16 protein-coding genes are annotated in these 16,968 nt (G+C 69.0%); 8 read left to right on the forward strand and 8 right to left on the reverse strand.

Features of this window, described 5'->3' with window-relative positions:
• The first annotated feature begins 354 nt into the window (after window positions 1–354).
• The gene (locus tag LK996_RS07655) at window positions 355–2,553 is read left to right on the forward strand and encodes a primosomal protein N' (protein ID WP_230526524.1); all 2,199 of its coding nucleotides are present in this window, start codon (window positions 355–357) and stop codon (window positions 2,551–2,553) included.
• On the opposite strand, the gene LK996_RS07660 is transcribed toward LK996_RS07655, so the two are convergent.
• Window positions 2,547–4,925: a spermidine synthase family protein gene (locus LK996_RS07660; protein WP_230526525.1), complete on the reverse strand. Its 2,379-nt coding sequence runs from the start codon at window positions 4,923–4,925 to the stop codon at window positions 2,547–2,549. The two genes, LK996_RS07655 and LK996_RS07660, sit on opposite strands and share 7 nt — an antisense overlap.
• A 10-nt stretch (window positions 4,926–4,935) precedes the next feature.
• On the reverse strand, window positions 4,936–5,646 hold the full coding sequence (locus tag LK996_RS07665; RefSeq protein ID WP_230526526.1) for a protein-L-isoaspartate(D-aspartate) O-methyltransferase: 711 nt from the start codon (window positions 5,644–5,646) through the stop codon (window positions 4,936–4,938).
• Between the two features lie 49 nt (window positions 5,647–5,695).
• Between LK996_RS07665 and LK996_RS07670 the strand changes: the two genes are divergently transcribed.
• The 3 genes from LK996_RS07670 to LK996_RS07680 all read left to right on the forward strand — a co-directional run bounded on the left by LK996_RS07670 (window position 5,696) and on the right by LK996_RS07680 (window position 8,435).
• A complete protein-coding gene (locus tag LK996_RS07670) occupies window positions 5,696–6,955 on the forward strand; it encodes an NAD(P)/FAD-dependent oxidoreductase (RefSeq protein WP_230526527.1) in 1,260 nt (419 codons plus the stop codon).
• Between the two features lie 146 nt (window positions 6,956–7,101).
• Window positions 7,102–7,749 (forward strand): DUF1120 domain-containing protein, encoded by a 648-nt coding sequence (locus LK996_RS07675; protein ID WP_230526528.1) that lies wholly within the window; start codon window positions 7,102–7,104, stop codon window positions 7,747–7,749.
• A 44-nt stretch (window positions 7,750–7,793) separates the two neighbouring features.
• Complete coding sequence (locus LK996_RS07680; protein ID WP_230526529.1) at window positions 7,794–8,435, forward strand: DUF1120 domain-containing protein; 642 nt, start codon at window positions 7,794–7,796, stop codon at window positions 8,433–8,435.
• Window positions 8,436–8,525: 90 nt separating this feature from the next.
• Here LK996_RS07680 and rpoH read toward each other — a convergent pair whose 3' ends face one another.
• On the reverse strand, window positions 8,526–9,404 hold the full coding sequence (gene rpoH, locus LK996_RS07685) for an RNA polymerase sigma factor RpoH (RefSeq protein ID WP_230526530.1): 879 nt from the start codon (window positions 9,402–9,404) through the stop codon (window positions 8,526–8,528).
• 321 nt (window positions 9,405–9,725) lie between these two features.
• Here rpoH and LK996_RS07690 point away from each other — a divergent pair, with 321 nt between their 5' ends.
• Both LK996_RS07690 and LK996_RS07695 read left to right on the forward strand, forming a co-directional pair.
• Complete coding sequence (locus tag LK996_RS07690) at window positions 9,726–11,162, forward strand: MipA/OmpV family protein (protein WP_230526531.1); 1,437 nt, start codon at window positions 9,726–9,728, stop codon at window positions 11,160–11,162.
• 186 nt (window positions 11,163–11,348) lie between these two features.
• Entirely contained in the window at window positions 11,349–11,912 is a 564-nt protein-coding gene (locus LK996_RS07695) for an outer membrane beta-barrel protein (RefSeq protein ID WP_230526532.1), read from the forward strand.
• Between the two features lie 101 nt (window positions 11,913–12,013).
• On the opposite strand, the gene LK996_RS07700 is transcribed toward LK996_RS07695, so the two are convergent.
• The 5 genes from LK996_RS07700 to LK996_RS07720 all read right to left on the reverse strand — a co-directional run bounded on the left by LK996_RS07700 (window position 12,014) and on the right by LK996_RS07720 (window position 15,105).
• Complete coding sequence (locus LK996_RS07700; RefSeq protein WP_230526533.1) at window positions 12,014–13,066, reverse strand: NAD(P)H-dependent glycerol-3-phosphate dehydrogenase; 1,053 nt, start codon at window positions 13,064–13,066, stop codon at window positions 12,014–12,016.
• A gap of 6 nt (window positions 13,067–13,072) precedes the next feature.
• Window positions 13,073–13,591, reverse strand: coding sequence for a protein-export chaperone SecB (gene secB, locus LK996_RS07705; protein ID WP_230526534.1), 519 nt, complete (start codon window positions 13,589–13,591; stop codon window positions 13,073–13,075).
• A gap of 99 nt (window positions 13,592–13,690) precedes the next feature.
• Complete coding sequence (locus LK996_RS07710) at window positions 13,691–14,125, reverse strand: rhodanese-like domain-containing protein (protein WP_230526535.1); 435 nt, start codon at window positions 14,123–14,125, stop codon at window positions 13,691–13,693.
• Window positions 14,126–14,180: 55 nt separating this feature from the next.
• A complete protein-coding gene (locus LK996_RS07715) occupies window positions 14,181–14,603 on the reverse strand; it encodes a hypothetical protein (protein ID WP_230526536.1) in 423 nt (140 codons plus the stop codon).
• Between the two features lie 34 nt (window positions 14,604–14,637).
• On the reverse strand, window positions 14,638–15,105 hold the full coding sequence (locus tag LK996_RS07720) for a YiiD C-terminal domain-containing protein (RefSeq protein ID WP_230526537.1): 468 nt from the start codon (window positions 15,103–15,105) through the stop codon (window positions 14,638–14,640).
• Window positions 15,106–15,159: 54 nt separating this feature from the next.
• Here LK996_RS07720 and LK996_RS07725 point away from each other — a divergent pair, with 54 nt between their 5' ends.
• Both LK996_RS07725 and LK996_RS07730 read left to right on the forward strand, forming a co-directional pair.
• Entirely contained in the window at window positions 15,160–15,939 is a 780-nt protein-coding gene (locus LK996_RS07725) for a uroporphyrinogen-III synthase (RefSeq protein WP_230526538.1), read from the forward strand.
• Between the two features lie 31 nt (window positions 15,940–15,970).
• Window positions 15,971–16,963 carry a uroporphyrinogen-III C-methyltransferase gene (locus LK996_RS07730; RefSeq protein ID WP_425493716.1) on the forward strand — a complete coding sequence of 331 codons (993 nt, stop codon included), beginning with the start codon at window positions 15,971–15,973 and terminating at the stop codon, window positions 16,961–16,963.
• Window positions 16,964–16,968 lie beyond the last annotated feature (5 nt).

The following is a 16,968-nucleotide window of genomic DNA, read 5'->3' on the forward strand; positions in this document are numbered from 1 at the left end:
AACGCGACCGTCATATGGGCGAGGGGCGGGACGGGATCGGTCCGCGTTACAACTTGGTTTCACGCCCAAGCTGTTGATTTCCTTGGCGTCTGCGGGGATGGCACTTTTTTCACCAACGTAGAGCTAACACACGTTTTTTCCCTTCAGGACAGCTGCGGAAACGCGCCATGCACAGATTTATCCACAGATCGTGTGGATAAGGACGAAACCCTTTTGGGATCACCAGCTTGCATGACTTACGTCACAGTGAAGGCAGCAATGCGCGGCAAACCAATGCGGTCACTCGGGAGCATGGGGCGCCACGCATTCATGCGCGCAGCAATGTCGATGCATCGGCCGCTTAGACTGCACGCGATGTCCTCTTCCGACGCAATGTTGCGTGTCGCGTTGCCGGTGCCGCTGGCTCGGCTGTTCGACTATCGCGCGCCCGATGGATTCGCCACCGCCGATGTGCCGATCGGCGCGCGTGTGCGCGTGCCGTTCGGTGCGCGCGAACTCATCGGTGTCGTCGTCGGCAGCGGCCCTGGTGAAGACGGCGCGCGCGAAACGAAGCCGGCGCTGGCCGTGCTCGACGGTGCGCCGTTGCTGCACGGGGAGTTGCTCGAATCGCTGCGTTGGCTCGCGCGCTACGCGCACGCCCCGCTCGGCGAAGTGCTCGCGACCGCGTTGCCTGCTGCGTTGCGACAAGGCGCGCCGGTGCCGGAAACCGATGTCGCGATGTGGCGGGTCGTCGAAGGCGCCGCCACCGAGAAGCTCAGGCGCGACGCGCTGCCGCATCGCCTGGCGGATCTGCTGGCGTCGCGCGCGCGCAGCGAGGACGAGCTCGACGAGGCACTGCCCGGTTGGCGCACCGCGGCGCGCACGCTCGCCACGCGCGGAATGGCCGAGTCGTATCGCGCCGCGCCCGAGCGCATCGCATCGGCCGGCGTGCCGGGTCCCGCGCTCAACGACGAGCAGCGCGCCGCAGTCGACGCGATCGCCGCGCAGGACGGCTTCGGCGCGGTGCTGCTCGAAGGCGTCACCGGCAGCGGCAAGACCGAGGTGTACCTGCACGCGATCGCCGACTGCCTCGCGCGCGACCGCCAGGCGCTCGTGCTGGTGCCGGAGATCGGGCTCACGCCGCAGACCCTCGCACGCTTCCGCGCGCGGCTCGGGATCGAAGTGCACGCGCTGCATTCGGGCCTCACCGACGCGGCGCGTGCGCGCGTGTGGGCCGCCGCCGCGCGCGGCGAGGCGCGCGTCATCGTCGGCACGCGATCGGCGATCTTCACGCCCCTGCCCGACGCGGGCCTGATCGTGATCGACGAGGAACACGACGGCAGCTACAAGCAACAGGACGGCATCCGCTACCACGCCCGCGACTTCGCGCTGGTGCGCGGCAAGGCGCTCGCCGTGCCGGTCGTGCTCGGCAGCGCGACGCCTTCGCTGGAATCGCTGCACAACGCGCAGACCGGCCGCTACACGCACGTGCGCCTGTCGCAACGCGCGGGCGATGCGAAGCCGCCGACCGTCCGCGTGCTCGACGTGCGCAAGCGTCCGCTCGATGCGGGCCTGTCCGCCGATCTGCTCGCGAAGTTGCGCGCGACCGTCGATGCCGGCGGCCAGGCGCTCGTCTTCCGCAACCGCCGCGGTTACGCGCCGGTGCTGCTGTGCCACGACTGCGGCTGGAGCGCGGCGTGCAAGCGCTGCAGCACGCCCGATCATCCGCATCCGATGACGGTGCATGCGGGCGGGCGACGCCTGCAATGCCACCACTGCGGCGCGCGCCAGCCCGCGCCGATGGCGTGCCCCGATTGCGGCGGCCTCGCGCTGCAACCGCAGGGCGTGGGCACCGAGCGACTCGAAGAGCGCTTGATCGAGCTGTTCCCGGATGTGCCGGTGCTGCGCGTCGACCGCGGCAGCACGCGGCGCCGCGACGCGCTCGAATCGCTGCTCGGCGAACTCGGCGACCGCGCCGGCATCCTCGTCGGCACGCAGATGCTCGCGAAGGGCCACGACTTGCCGAACCTCACGCTGGTCGCGGTCGTCGGCATCGACGAGGGCCTGTTCTCCGCGGATTTCCGCGCGGGCGAGAAGCTCGCGCAATTGCTGATCCAGGTCGCGGGACGTGCCGGGCGCGCGCGACGCGCGGGCGAGGTGTGGTTGCAGACGCACCATCCCTCGCACCCGTTGTTGCAGGTGCTGATCTCGGGCGGCTATCGCGCGTTCGCCGAACAGGAACTCGTCGAACGCGAGGCCGCGGGCTTCCCGCCGTTCGCGCATCTCGCGTTGCTGCGTGCGGAAGCAAAGTCGGCGGAGCCGCCGGCCGCGTTCCTCTCGCTGGCGAAGCAGATTTTCGATGCGGCGAACATCCCCGGTGTCGAAGTGCATGGCCCGCTGCCCGCGCCGATGCCGCGTCGCGCGGGATTCCAGCGCGCGCAGTTGCTGGTGTCCGCGCCGCAGCGACGCGCGTTGCACGCGGCGCTCGATGCAGGCCTGCCCGCGTTGCGCGATGCGCCCGAAGGCAGGCGCCTGCGCTGGTCGGTCGACGTCGATCCCGTCGACCTCTATTGACGCCACGCCCACGCGCCGATCGCGTACACGATCAACGCGATCGCGAGCGTCGCCACCAGTCCGACGTGCAACGCGACCAGCAGGGCCGCGATCGCCGCAACGACAGAGGCACAACCGTTCAATCCCCATGCCCACGGTACGAACGCCGGCGCCTCGCGTGCAAGCCGCGACAACCCCAACGGAAACGGGAGTCCCATCGCGAATGCGACCGGCGCGATCGTGACCAACGCAAGTCCCGCACGCACCCAGGGTGGCCACGCGGCGCCGATCGACAAGGCGAGCGGATACGCGAACAAATGCCACGCCAACCCAAATGCGATCGCGAGCACCGCCATGCGCGCCATGCGCGGCATCGCGTCGCGACTGCGCGCGATCCATCCCTGCGCCCACGTGCTGCCCAGGCCCGCGAATGCGAGGAACCCCGCGAGCCCCGCGCCGAAGGCGAGCAACGGATGGCCGACGAGCAACGGCAGACGCGACAGGCACGCGATCTCGATGAAGAGGAAGCCGAGACCGAGCGCGACGAAGTAAACGCCCGCGCGCCAGCGGGACACGCCGCTCGCGCGCGGCAACACCAGCAGCGGCAGCAACACGAGCGCGGCGCCCAGCGGGATCGCCTGCACCAGCGCGGCGACGAGCAGCAGGTAGCCCGAGTCGAGCAGCACCGCCGCGCCCTGCGCGCGCAGGCGCCAGAGTTCGGGCAACGTCGACCAGCGGAAGAAATTGGCGAAGTACGGGCGATCGTCGCGCGCGGGGGCGATGTCGAACTTGTAGTCGCGGATGTACGCGTGCGCGCGCGGCGACAGGAGTTCTTGCGCGCCGAGGAACGCATCGTCGCGCGGCAGCACGTGGATGCGATTGGCGTCGTTCGCGCGGATGCCCGGCACGTGCACGAGGTCGAAGCCTTGCGCGTCGGCGAAGGCACGGATGCGGCCGACTTCCTCCGACGTGAAAGCACCGCGCTTCGCGATCAACGTCCATGCATCCCAGTTGCGCAGCATCGCGATCGATGCGGCGGGGTCGGCGTCGCGCCCTGCTTCGGCCGCGGTCGCGAAGACCTTCAGCGCATCGCGCGGAGGCTGCTTGTCCCAGGCGGTGATCGCGACGATGCCACCTTCCGCGAGACGCTCGCGCGCGTCGTGCAAGGCTTCGACCGTCGCGCCGTAATCCTCCGCGACCGCCTGCACACCCGCGCTCCCCGCGGCGAACGACGTACCCTGCGCGAAGACGATGAGGTCGTAACGAGCGCGATCGTGTCGCAGGAAGCCGCGCGCGTCGGCGATGCGCACGCGGACGCGCGGGTCGTCGTAGAGATGCGCGGCCAAGGAGGCGTACGGCCCGCGTACGAGAGCCACGATGCGTGCGTCGCGTTCGACGGCGTCGACGCGCCTCGCGCCTGCCGCGAGCGCTTGCGCGACGTCGATGCCCGCGCCCGCGCCGAGCACCAGCACGTTCGATCGCGCACGCACCGCGTACGGCAATGCCGACGTGCTGCGTCGCAAGTACGCGAGCGCCGCCGGGTCGCGCCGGTCGACGATCACGCCCGCGGCGTCGCCGTCGAGGAACACGCCGAGTTGGCGCGGGGGCTCCTGCAGGTTCGACAGGCTCAGCCCCGGCGCGTGGCGCAGCGGCACGCGCGGGCTTTCGAGGACGGTGACCCAGCCGTACGCGCCTTCGCGCGAGGCGATGACGCGCGCGTCGCGAACGAGCAGCGCTTTCGCGAGCGCCTTGAACTCGTTCACCGGCGGTGTCGGTGGGCGCGTGCTCGCGACGAACGCGAGCACGGCGAGCGGCACGCCGAGCCACAACGCGCGCCGCATCGGCAACATCACCAGCGCCGCCGCGAGACCGAACGTCGCGACGGTCACGACCGCGCGCTCCACCGGCAGCCATCGCAGCAACACGAGCGCGACGATCGCACCCGCGCCGGCGCCGAGCAGATCCGCGCCATACAGGCGCGGAATGTCGCTGCCGAAGCGCGCGAACGCGAGCCCGAAGCAGCACGCCGCGAAGAAGAACGGCACCGACAGCACCAGGTACAGCATCGCGAACCAACCGAGCTGGCGCGGATTCCACGCGAGTTCCAATCCGTTGAACGGGATCGCGGCGGCGAGCGGCAATACGAGGATCGCGCACGCGGCGAAGGCGATCGCCGCCGCCGGGAACAACACGTCGAAACGCGCAACCGCCCGCGCGCCCGCGACGCTCAGCGCGCTCCCGCTCGCGCCATGCCCGAGCAACGCAAGACTGATGATGACGACGGCGAGCGGATGCCAGTGCGCGATCGCCAGCCAACGCAAGAGGAGCAACTGGTAGCCGAGCGCCCCCGCCGACACCAGCGCGATCGCGCACGACAGGCGCAGGACGCGCATGCGCGTGCGCTCAGTGATCGCCCGTCAACGGCACGAAGCGCACCGGCAATACGCTGCGCGTGCGCACGCGCCCCCTGGCGTCCTTCGTCACCAGCAGCAGGCGTTGCGTGAAGAACGACGTGCCGACCGGAATCACCATGCGTCCGCCGGGTGCGAGCTGCGCGATCAACGGCGGCGGCACGCTCTCCGCGGCCGCGGTGACGACGATGGCGTCGAACGGCGCGGCCTCCTTCCAACCGTAGTAGCCATCGCCGACGCGCGTGCGCACGTTGTCGTACGTGCTTAACCGTTCCTTCGCGGTTGCGGCGAGCGGTTCGATGATCTCGATCGTGTACACGTCGCCGGCCAGCAACGCGAGCACCGCGGCCTGGTAACCGGAGCCGGTGCCGATTTCGAGCACGCGATGCGTGGTCTCCGGCGCGGCGAGCTGCGTCATCAACGCGACGATGTAGGGCTGCGAGATGGTCTGGCCGTAGCCGATCGGCAGCGGCCGATTGTCGTAGGCGTATGACACCTGCGAGGCCGGGACGAACGCGTGGCGCGGAACACGGCGGATCGCGTCGAGCACGCGCCGGTCGATGGGCGTCGCGGCGTGTTCGCCGCGGATTTCTTCGACCATCGCGCGACGGTCCGCGGCGCGCGCATCGTCGCGTTGCCGAGGGCTCGCACTCGCGCCGCACGTTGCGGCGATCGCGATTCCCAGGACCAAAAAGGCGGACAAGGCACCCATCGCCGGGCGATGATAGGCGCAGGCACGAAAGGTGGCGTCAATGAACGCAGTCCCGCATGTCGTGATCGTCGGGGGCGGTTTCGCGGGGCTGTGGGCCACGCGCGCGCTCGCATCGGCGAAGGTGCGCATCACGTTGCTCGATCGCGGCAACCACCACCTGTTCCAGCCCCTGCTCTACCAGGTCGCGACCGCGGGCCTCTCGGCGCCCGACATCGCGGCGCCCCTGCGCCACATCCTGCGCGGGCAGCGCAACGTCACCGTGCTCATGGGCGAAGCGACCGTGATCGACAAGACCGCGCGGCGCGTGCAGTTGGCCAGCGGCGATGCGCTCGAGTACGACGCCTTGATGGTGTGTACCGGCGCGACCCACGCGTATTTCGGCCACGACGAATGGGCGCCGCACGCGCCGGGCCTCAAGACGCTCGACGACGCACTCGCGATCCGCCGGCGCGTGCTCACCGCGTTCGAGCGCGCGGAGGCCGAACGCGATCCCGCGCGTCGCGCCGCGTTGCTGACGTTCGCCGTCGTCGGCGGTGGCCCGACGGGCGTCGAACTCGCGGGTACGCTCGCCGAGATCGCACGCCACACGTTGCGCAAGGAATTCCGCAACATCGATCCGGGCAGCGCGCGCGTGCTGTTGCTCGAAGCAGGGCCGCGCGTGCTCGCGACGTTCCCGGAAGCGTTGTCCGCGAAAGCGGCGAAGCAACTCGCTCGCCTCGGCGTCGAAGTGCGCACCGGCGTACCGGTGTCGTCGATCGATGCGCAAGGCTTCGTGCTCGGCGACCAGCGCGTCGAAGCCTGCACGGTGTTGTGGGCCGCGGGCGTGGCGGCATCGCCGCTCGCGCGTTCACTCGATGTGCCGCTGGATCGCGCTGGCCGTGTCGCGGTCGAACCGGATCTCACGTTGCCCGGGCATCCGGAGATCTTCATCGCCGGCGATCTCGCGACGGTGAAGTGGGGCGAGCGCCTCGTGCCCGGCGTCGCGCCCGCGGCGAAACAGATGGGCAGCTACGTCGCACGCGTGTTGCGCGCGCGCTTCGCGAATCAGCCGGCGCCGCCGCCGTTCGGCTACAAGGATTACGGCAACCTCGCGACGATCGGCCGCCGCGCCGCCGTCGTCGACCTGCACGGCTGGCATTTCTCCGGTTACTTCGCGTGGGTGTTCTGGCTCGTCGCGCACGTGTTCTTCCTGATCGGATTCCGCAACCGGGTCGTCGTGTTGCTCGACTGGGCGATGGCGTACTGGACGTATCAACGCAACGCACGCATCGTCCTCGGCAAGGACACGATGTCGCGCTGACGCCGTGCGTGTGCGACGCGCGCGAGTTCCGTGCGCGCGAATTGCGCGTGCAATCGGAGACGATGTCTCATTGAGCAAGTCTGCTCCAGGTGGTGACGTGGCGCGGCCGATTCCGGCCTCGTTTTCTCCCACCAAGGAGCATTCCCTTGAAACTCCGCAATTCCTTCCATTGCGTTCCCCTGCTCGCGTGCTTCGCGTTGCCCGCGTTCGCGCAAAGCTCCGGCGATTTGTCCGTCACCGGTACGCTCGTGCCTGGTCCTTGCAGCATCGTGCTCGGCAGCGGCGGTGTCGGCGACTTCGGCACGGTCGACACGAGCACGCTGCTCGACGTCGGCATGAAGACACTTCCGACCGAACCCACCATCAGCCTCAACGTGACGTGCACGTCGCCGCGCCTGATTTCGATGACCGTGCACGACAACCAGATGGGCACGGTCGCAACCAACCTGCAAAGCATCGCCGAATGGTTCGGCTTCGGCCTGACCTCGACCGGTCAGCCTATCGGCGGCTGGCGAATCATGACCGAGGACGCGATGATCAACGGAGCACCGGTCGACACGCTCGAAAGCACCGACGGCGTGACCTGGACCGCGGCGGATTTCGGTTGGCACATGGAGAACCACGCCGGCGCACCGCAAAAGTTTCGCGCATGGGGCGCCGCGGCGCCGCAGGCCGTAAGCACGGCCAGCTGGAACCTCGACTTGCTGGCCCAGATCAATGGACGCAGCGAACTGATGCTTACGCAGGACACGCCGCTGGATGGCAGCGCCGTGATCCAGATCAACTACCTGTGAGCCGGCGTCGGCCCTCGCCCCAATTCGCAAAGGAGATTTTTTCCATGAAGCTGCGCCACAAACTGCTCACTTCCGCGCTGATCGCGCTCGCCGCGCCGGCCGCGTTCGCCCAGAGCTTCGCCGAGCTCAAGGCCACCGGCCTGCTGGTGCCGGGCTCGTGCACGCTCGCGTTGACCAACGGCGGCATCGTCGCGCTCGGCGCGATCAATGAAATCGACCTCGATCCGCAGGCCGAGACTGCGTTGCCCGCGGGTTCGGTCAGCGTCGACATCAACTGCACCGCGCCGACGAAGGTCGCCGCGATGATCACGGAGAATCGCGGGGGCTCTTCGACGCGCACGGGCGACGCGTCGTTCGGACTGGGCAAGACGTCGACAGGCGTTTCGATCGGCTTCTACGAAGCCGTCGCGAAGACGCCGATGGCCGACGGCGCGCCGTCGACGTTCATCACGGCGCCCAACACCGTCGGCAACCTGTGGGCGTCGCCGACGGGCGATGCGTTCCTCGAACACGGCACCGGCCGCAAGTTCGTGGCGTTCGGCACCGCTGCGGCGGGTCCGTCGTCGGTGACGACGGCTAGCCTCGACATCGAAGTGCGTCCGACCATCGCGCCGACGACGGTGCTGATGCTGCCGGCGCCGGAAACGATCGACGGCAGCCTGACGATGGACCTCGTGTACCTGTAACCGCGCGTCGCGTGCCGTGATCGCGTGCACGCGGAAACGAAAACGGCGCCTCGCGGCGCCGTTTTCTTCGTGCTTCGATTGATCGACGCGTTACGCGGTGAACAACGCGCGCATCTTCTTCAGCGCATTCGCTTCGACCTGGCGGATGCGCTCGGCCGACACGCCGTACTCGTCCGCGAGTTCCTGCAGCGTCACCTTGCTGTCGGGGTCGAGCCAGCGGCGCTTGACGATGTCGCGCGAACGCGCATCCAGGCGCGCGAGGCCTTCGCGCAGCAGTTCGAGCTGATTGTCCTGGCTGTCGGCGCGTTCGTAGGCCTGCGACGGGTCTTCGTCGTTGGCGACGAGGTACGCGACCGGCGCCGGCGGCGCGTGGTCGTCGTCCGAATCGGTGGGCGCATCGAAACCGATGTCGCGACCGGACAGGCGCGATTCCATCTCGAGCACTTCGCGTTCGGACACGTTGAGGTCGGCGGCGACGGCGCGCACTTCCTCGGCGTTCATCCAGCCCAGGCGCGTCTTGCTCTTGCGCAGGTTGAAGAACAGCTTGCGCTGCGCCTTGGTCGTGGCGACTTTCACGATGCGCCAGTTCTTCAGGATGAACTCGTGCATTTCGGCGCGGATCCAGTGCACCGCGAAGCTGACGAGGCGCACGCCGACCGTCGGGTCGAAGCGCTTCACCGCCTTCATCAGGCCGATGTTGCCTTCCTGGATCAGGTCGCCCATCTGCAGGCCGTAGCCATTGTAGCCACGCGCGACATGGACGACGAAGCGCAGGTGCGACAGCACGAGCTGCTTGGCGGCGTCGAGGTCTTCGCCATCGCGGAACGCACGCGCGAGCGCCTGCTCTTCGTCGACGGAGAGAACGGGGATCTGATGCACCGCACCGATGTACGCATCCAGCGATCCGAGCGCGCTCGGGATCGGCAGGTTGTTGGCGACGAGGGCGGTGGCGAGCGGTGTTTGGGTCATGGCGCGAATTCTAGCAATGGCCTTCTTGGATCGAGAGGGGGTGGAAAAGTTCGCAGTGTTGCAGTCATGCAACAACGACCGGCCGCTCCGGTTCAGGCAGCGGGCGATTGATGCCACATCGGGTGTCGCCGATCCGTCAGGGCCGACGACCGCAGACTTCCCCTCCAACGCTGTTGGGGACGGCACGGCCGGTGCACAAGGGTAGGGCACACGTCGAGGTCACATAGGGAGATACGGGGAAGGCGTGACGATGGCTTCACGCAACCCCGACGGGGCCTGAACGAGATTCCGCCATTCGCGGCTCGGAAGGACGACACCGTCTTGGGGTCCCCGATCTCCCGGCAGTCCCAACTGCATGGACGCACCCGTTCGCGGTGGCGCCACTGGGCGATTGCGGCCGCGCTCGGCCCGGGGCTGTGTTCGCTTGCCGTCGAGGCGGATGCGCAGGAGGCGCTGCTCGGCACCGTCCTTGAGGAACCGGGCAGCGCCGCACTGGGCTTCGTCTTCCGCAGCGAGTCCTCGGCCTACCGCGACGGCGGCAGGCGCGACGACTTCCTGCCGCTCTACCTCTACGAGGGCGAACGCTTCTTCCTGCGCGCGAACGAGGCCGGGGTGCGCGTGTGGCACGACGACACGATGGGCGTCGAGGCGTTCGTCGAGCGCCGGCTCGAAGGGTATCCGGAGGACACGGCGCCGCCGTCGCTCGAGGGCATGGAGGTGCGCAACACCGGGGCGGACCTCGGTGCGCGCTTCTACCTGCAGCAGGGCGCGTCGCGCTGGGACCTGAGCGTGCGCCACGACGTCGCCGACATCTCGCACGGCACGGAGGTGCGCCTCGGCTACGGCTACACGATCCAGGGCGACCGTTGGCGCCTGGAGCCGGTCGCAATCGTGTCGTGGCGCAGCGCCGACCTCAACGACTACTACTACGGCGTGGAGACATTCGAGGAACGGCCCGACCGCGCGGCCTACGACGCCGGCGCCGGATGGAACACCACGCTCGCGCTGTACGGCAGGTACCGCATCCTGCAGAACTGGAGCCTGATCGGAGGCGTGTACGCAACGCATCTCTCGTCCGAAATTCGCGACAGCCCGATCGCGAACGACGACGTGCGCTGGGGCGTGATGGCCGGTGCGACCTACGACTTCGGCAACGGCCAGGTGCGCTGGGACGACGACGACGCGCCGACGTGGGTCAAGGTCTTCTACGGGCGCGACAGCGGCGAGGGCTGTCACCTCGTGCGCATCATGACGCTCCAGTGCGTGAGCCTGAACGACGTGGATCCGACCGACGTCGCGGGCGTGCATGTCGGTCGCCCGTTCGTGTCGCGGCTCAACGGATGGCCGCTCGACCTCGTCGGCTATGCCGGTGTGCTGCGTCACCTCGAGAAGGGCCGCCAGCCGAACGGGTGGCAACTCGATGCGTACATGAAGGCGTTCTACTACGGCTTCCCGTGGAGCCATCGCGTCAACACGCGCCTCGGCTTCGGTATCGGCGTTTCGTACGCCGAGCGCGTGCCTTACACCGAAGTCACCGCGCAGGCACGGCGCGGGGAGAACACGTCGAAGTTGCTCAACTACCTCGAGCCGAGCGTCGACGTCAGCATCGGCGACCTGTTCGGCAACAAGCGCTGGCACGACGTGTACTTCGGATTCGCGGTCTCGCACCGCTCCGGCATCTTCGCCAGCTCGCAGTTGCTCGGCACCGTCGACGGCGGATCCAACTACATCTACGCCTACATCGAAGCCGCCTTCTGATCACGGCCGTGGGCCGATCACCGACTTCCTCCGCGCGCCATGACTGACCGGGTGCTGAAAAGTTCCTGTACCCGCCAGTTCTGAATTCAGCGCGCGTTTGTAAGGAAATTGGAAAGATCGCCGCCGCTGAGCTTCCCGACTCAACAAGGGACGCCAGCCTCCCCCATGACCAAGAAGGTTTTCCGCATGAAGCGTTCCCTCTTCCTCCTGGCCGTCCTTGCGGCCACGCCGTTCGCCGCCTCGGCCGCCGACGGAATCTCCTACAACTACGTGCAGGGCGGTTACGTCGCCACCAACCCGAACAACGGCGGCCTCGACGCCGACGGCTTCGGCGTCGACGGCTCGGTCGCCTTCCACGAGAACTTCCACTTCTTCGGCGGCTGGCAGAACCAGGAATTCGACGACACGAACTTCGACTTCGACCAGTACCGCTTCGGCGTCGGCTACAACCGCCAGATCGCGCCGAAGATCGACCTCGTCACGCGCGTGGCCTACGAGAAGTTCGACGCGGGCCAGGCCTTCGACGTCGACGGCTACAGCACCGAAGTCGGCATCCGCGGCGCCGCGAACGACATGTTCGAAGGCTATGCGATGGCCGGCTGGGAAGACTACGAGCAGGTCGACGGCGACTTCTACGGCAAGCTCGGCGCGCAGGCCAAGTTCAACGCCAACTGGGGCGTGGCCGGCGAAGTGAAGTTCATCGAAGGCGGCGACATGCAGTACTTCGTGGGCCCGCGCTTTACCTGGTAAGCGCATCCCGGAAGGGACGGACTTCGCGCTGCATTCCCTCGTGCAGTGCGATGCGAAGCCCGGCGAAAGCCGGGCTTCTTTTTTGCGTCAGCGAACGCGCTTCAGCGGAACAGCGCTTCGGGGTATTCGGGCTTCTGGTCGCGCGCGAGCAGGCGCTGCAGCCCTTCGGCCGGCGTGATGTCGCCATGCAGGACGGCCTGCACCGCGGCGGAGATCGGCAGTTCGACGCCGTGGCGGCCGGCCTGGCGCATCACTTCGTCGGCGGTCTGGATCGATTCGACGACCTGGCCGATTTCGCGCACCGCGTCTTCGAGTTGCTGTCCGCGACCGAGCGCGAGGCCGAGGCGACGATTGCGCGACAGATCGCCCGTGCACGTGAGCACGAGATCGCCGAGGCCCGCCAGGCCCATCAGCGTTTCCGCCTTGCCGCCGATCGCGGCGTTGAGCCGCAGCATTTCGTTGAGGCCGCGCGTGATCATGCCGGCGCGCGCGTTGAGGCCGAGCTGCATGCCGTCGGCCACGCCGGTCGCCACCGCGAGCACGTTCTTCATCGCGCCGCCGAGTTCGGCCCCGAGCATGTCGTCGCCGGTGTACGCGCGGAACGCGGGACCGTGCAGCACGTCGGCGACCTGCTGCGTGAACGCCGGCGAATCGCCGTGCACGGTCAGCGCGGTCGGCAAGCCTTGCGCGACTTCCTTCGCGAACGATGGGCCGGTGACGACCGACAGCGGCACGTCGTCGACCAGGCCGCTGTTACCGAGCACGTCGCCCGCGACTTCATGCAGGAAGCGACCGCTGCCGGGTTCGAATCCCTTCGTCGCCCACGCCACGCCCGCACGCGAAGGACGATGCGGTGCGAGCGCGCGCAGCGTTTCGGCAAAGGCGTGCGAAGGCACGACGACGAGCACCAGATCGGCGCCGCGCATCGCGTCGGCGAGATCGTGCGTCGCGCGCAGCGACGACGGCAGCGCGATGCCCGGCAGGTAGCGGGCATTCGCGTGCGTCGTGTTGAGTGTTTCGATCGCCGCCGCGTCGCGGCCCCACAGCACCGTGCGGTGTCCGTGGCGCGCGATCAGCGTGGCGAGCGCGGTGCCCCACGACCCCGCGCCGAGAACGGCGACCGACAACGGATTGTCCGAAGCGTCAGTCGCCATGGGCGGTCAGGCGTTGCCGACCGTCTCCGTACCGCCGAGGTCGGTGTTGCCCGACGTCATCTGCTGCGCGCGCTGGCGCAGGTTTTCCGCGTACAGGCCTTCGAAGTTGATCGGCTGCATGAAGAACGGCGGGAAGCCGCCGACCTGGATCAGCTGCGCGACGGTCGCCGCGGCGTACGGGTACAGGAGGTTCGGGCACTGCGTGCCGAGCATCGCGTCGACGCCCGCATCTTCGAAGCCCGCCAGCGTGAACACGCCGGCCTGCTGCACTTCGCACAGGTACGCGGTCTTGCCGGCCATGTTGCAGGTCAGCGTGACGCCGAGGACGACTTCGAACGCGGTGTCGCTCAGGCGCTGCACCTTCTGGTTGAGGTTCATCTGCAGCTCCGGCGCGCCGGATTCGTTGAACACCTGCGGAGCGCCGGGGGCCTCGAACGAGACGTCCTTGACGTAGATCTTCTCGACCGTGAAGGTCGCGCCGGGCTGGGCCTGGACCGCGCCGGTGGGGGTCGTCTCTTCGGACATCGTTGCTGCTCCGCGAATGCTTGGAAAAAGAAAAGGGGGGCGATTATGGCACGCGCCCCGGGATCGGCCCGTGCGCGTGTCGGCAGATGCGATGCGGGCTCAGCGACCCTTGACCAGGGGCAGGTCGGCTTGCTGCCAGGCGAGGATCCCGCCGTCGAGCCAGTAGACCTGTTCGAAGCCGGCGGCCTTCAGGCGCTTGGCGGCGCCCTCGGAAGCCTGGCCGGTGCGGCACACCGCGACCACCGGCATCGCCTTCGCGTTCGCCAGCACTTTGTTCTCCGGGTCGAACTGGCTCATCACCACGTTCTTGCTGCCGGGGATGTGGCCCTTCTCGAACTCCGCCGTCGCCGAGAAATCGACGACCAGCGCATTCTCGCGATTGATCAGCGCGGTCAGCGAGGCCGGGCGCAGCGCCTTGAACGGACGGAACAGGCGCGCGATCTCGGTGTAGAGCAGGAACACCGTGATGCCCACGAGGGCGATCACGTAGAAAACGTGGCGGCCGGCGAACGCCAGCAGTTCTTCGAAGTTCACGGGGGTCGGGCCTTGGAGCGGGCCGCGATTGTAACTGGCCCCGCCGAAGCCCGGCTTATTCGCTGAAGAAGTCGGGCAGGCCGCCCGCCAGCCACCAGGTCTTCGAGACCGGGTCGAAGTGCCAGCGTTCGGTGTAGCGCGTGGAGCGCTGCGTCAGGGTGTGGCGGTTGACGACCTCGATCTGGATCTCGCGGACCACGTCGCCATCCGGCAGGGTCTGCGACGCCATGTCGCGGTAGCCGGCGACCTGGATCTGCTTGTAGCGCTCGAGTTCGAGCTCGCTCAGCGGGTGCGCGTCGCGGTACTTCGGATCGACCAGCATCCACGCGCCTTCGAAGTCGCCCCAGCGGATCGCCGCGGAGTACGCGTACTGGTTGCGCTCCAGCTGGTTGCTGTCGTGCCCGGATGAAGCGCAGCCCGCGAGCGCGAGCAGGCACAGGCACAGCGCCATCCAGGCAGCACGGATTCGAATGGTCATCGGTGTCCCCTTCCCCAAGCTCGACGCTCGCATCCTAGCCTTTTCGGAAGGCGACGAAACGGGCCCGGAAGGTCGCGGCGTCGCCGCCTTCCGGAAGCCCGACGCGCGCCACGAGTTCGGTGCGCGCGCGGCCACGTTCGGCGAGCGTCGCGAGGAACGCGTGCCAGTCGGCTTCGGGCGCGGCCTCGGCTTCGGCCGCCAGGTCCGCGTACAGGGGCGCGACGTAGCGCACCTGGCTGTCGGCGACGAAGACATCGGCGCGCATTCCCGCGCCCTGGATGCGCAGCGTCACCACGCCCCACGCGGCCAGCGTCATCAGCGACGAGAGGCTGCCGCCGAACGCGCAGCCCTTGTCGTTGACGTTGTGCGAGAGCGGCGCGGTCAGGCGCAGCTTCTCTCCGTCGTACCCGGCGATCGCGACCTCCATCGCGGCGACCGGCGGCATGCCGCGGTAGTGCGCGTCGAGCCAGGACAGGAGGTGTTCGTTGGAAGCCAGCGTCATCGAATCGGGGACCTGCGGTTGCGGGGCGGCGCGGCAAGCAACAAGCTGCGCGACATGCGCGCGACCGCGAAACCACGACCGCCGGCATGGTACGTGATCTCCCTGCGGCCGGTGGGGCAGCACGATGCCGTGCGCCGCGCCGCTGCGCGGATGGGCATGGGCTGCATCGCGATATCGACGATGCGCATCGCGATCCGCGACGACGCCGACACGCGCGCGCGCCTTCGCGACGCGCTCGCCGCGCCGGTCGCGATCTTCACCAGCCCCAACGCCGTGCGCGCGGCCGCCGCAACCGTGTCGCTGCGCCGCAGGCGCGGACAACGCACGCTCGCGATCGGCGCGGGAACGGCCGCTGCGCTGCGCCGCCACGGCGTCGACGATGTCCTCGTGCCCGATCGCGCCGACAGCGACGCGTTGCTCGCGATGGACGCCTTGCGCGACGTCGACGGCACGCGCATCGGCCTGGTCACCGCGCCCGGCGGCCGCGACCGCATCGCACCGGGCCTGCGCGCGCGCGGCGCGGAGGTCGTGCGCGCCGATGTCTATGCGCGCGAACCCCGCGCGCCGACCGCGCGCGACTTCGACGCCCTGCGTCGCACGCGCGGACGCTGGGCGATCGCGCTGAGCAGCGGCGAAGCCCTGGCCACGCTGATGGCGCATTTGCCGGCCGACCTCGCCCCGGCGATCCACCGCGCGCGCGTCCTCGCCGGTAGCGAGCGCCTGGCCGACGAAGCGCGCGCCCTCGGTTTCGGCGAGGTGCGTGTCGCCGCAGGCGCCCGCCCGGGGGAGCTTGTGGCCGCGCGTGACGACCGGCCGCGACGCCACATCCGGTAGCATCCTCACGCCGTTCGCGACTCCCCCCGCCGTGATCGAACCTATCGCCGTGATCGAACCCGACGCAGATCCCGTCGTACCTCCCCGCCGCCGCAGCCGCGCGCCCGTCGCATGGCTGATCCTGCTGCTGCTCGCGCTCGCCGGCGCATGGGGCTGGCACCAATGGCGACTGCGCACCGACACCGCGCGCGCCGCGGCCTTCGATTCGGAGCAACGCGTCGTCGCGCTCGAAGCGCGCATCAACACGCTGCGCAACGAACAGCGCGCGAATGCGCAGCGCCTGCAGCAGGCCGAAGCGACCAACCGCCTGCTGCGCGACGAATTGCTCGGCATCAGCCAGCGCGCCGCGTTGCTCGAAGACAGCGTGTCGAAGCTCGCCGATCCCGATCGCCACGGCGCGCAGGCGTTGCGCCTGGACGAAGTGGAAATGCTGCTCGGCATGGGGCAGCAGCGTTTGCGGCTCGCCTCCGATCTCGACGGCGCGCGCCGCGCGTATGCGCTCGCCGCGGGTTTGCTCGACGGCATCGACGATCCCGCGTATCTCACGTTGCGGCAGACGCTCGCGCAGGAACGCAGCGCGCTCGACGCGAAGGGCGTGGATCCGGCGCGCGCCGCATCGGCGCAGCTTGCGACGTTCGAAGCGCAGCTCGCGCGCATCCCCGTCGCGCCGACCACGCGCGCCGCGGGCGACCAGCCGTGGTGGTCGCGCGTCGCTTCGCGCCTGGTCGACGTGCAGCCGAGCGATCGCGTGCAGTTGCGTGCGGCGAGCGATCGCGCCGCGGGCATGGAAGCGCTCGGCATCGAACTCACCCTCGCGCGCGCCGCGCTCGAACGTCGCGACACCGCCGCGTTCCGCGCGGCGCTCGCGCGCGCCGACGGCTGGCTGCCCCGCCTGTGGCCGGATTCGCCGGCGCTGCGCGACCGACGCAAACAACTGCAGGCGCTGCAGGCGCAATCGCTCGCCTTCGTTTCGCCGGTCGTGGGCACGACGCTCGCGCAATTGCGCTCGATGCGGGCGCGCTGACAAGG

Origin of the sequence: Noviluteimonas lactosilytica, assembly GCF_020866925.1 — a bacterium.
Lineage (GTDB): Bacteria > Pseudomonadota > Gammaproteobacteria > Xanthomonadales > Xanthomonadaceae > Noviluteimonas > Noviluteimonas lactosilytica.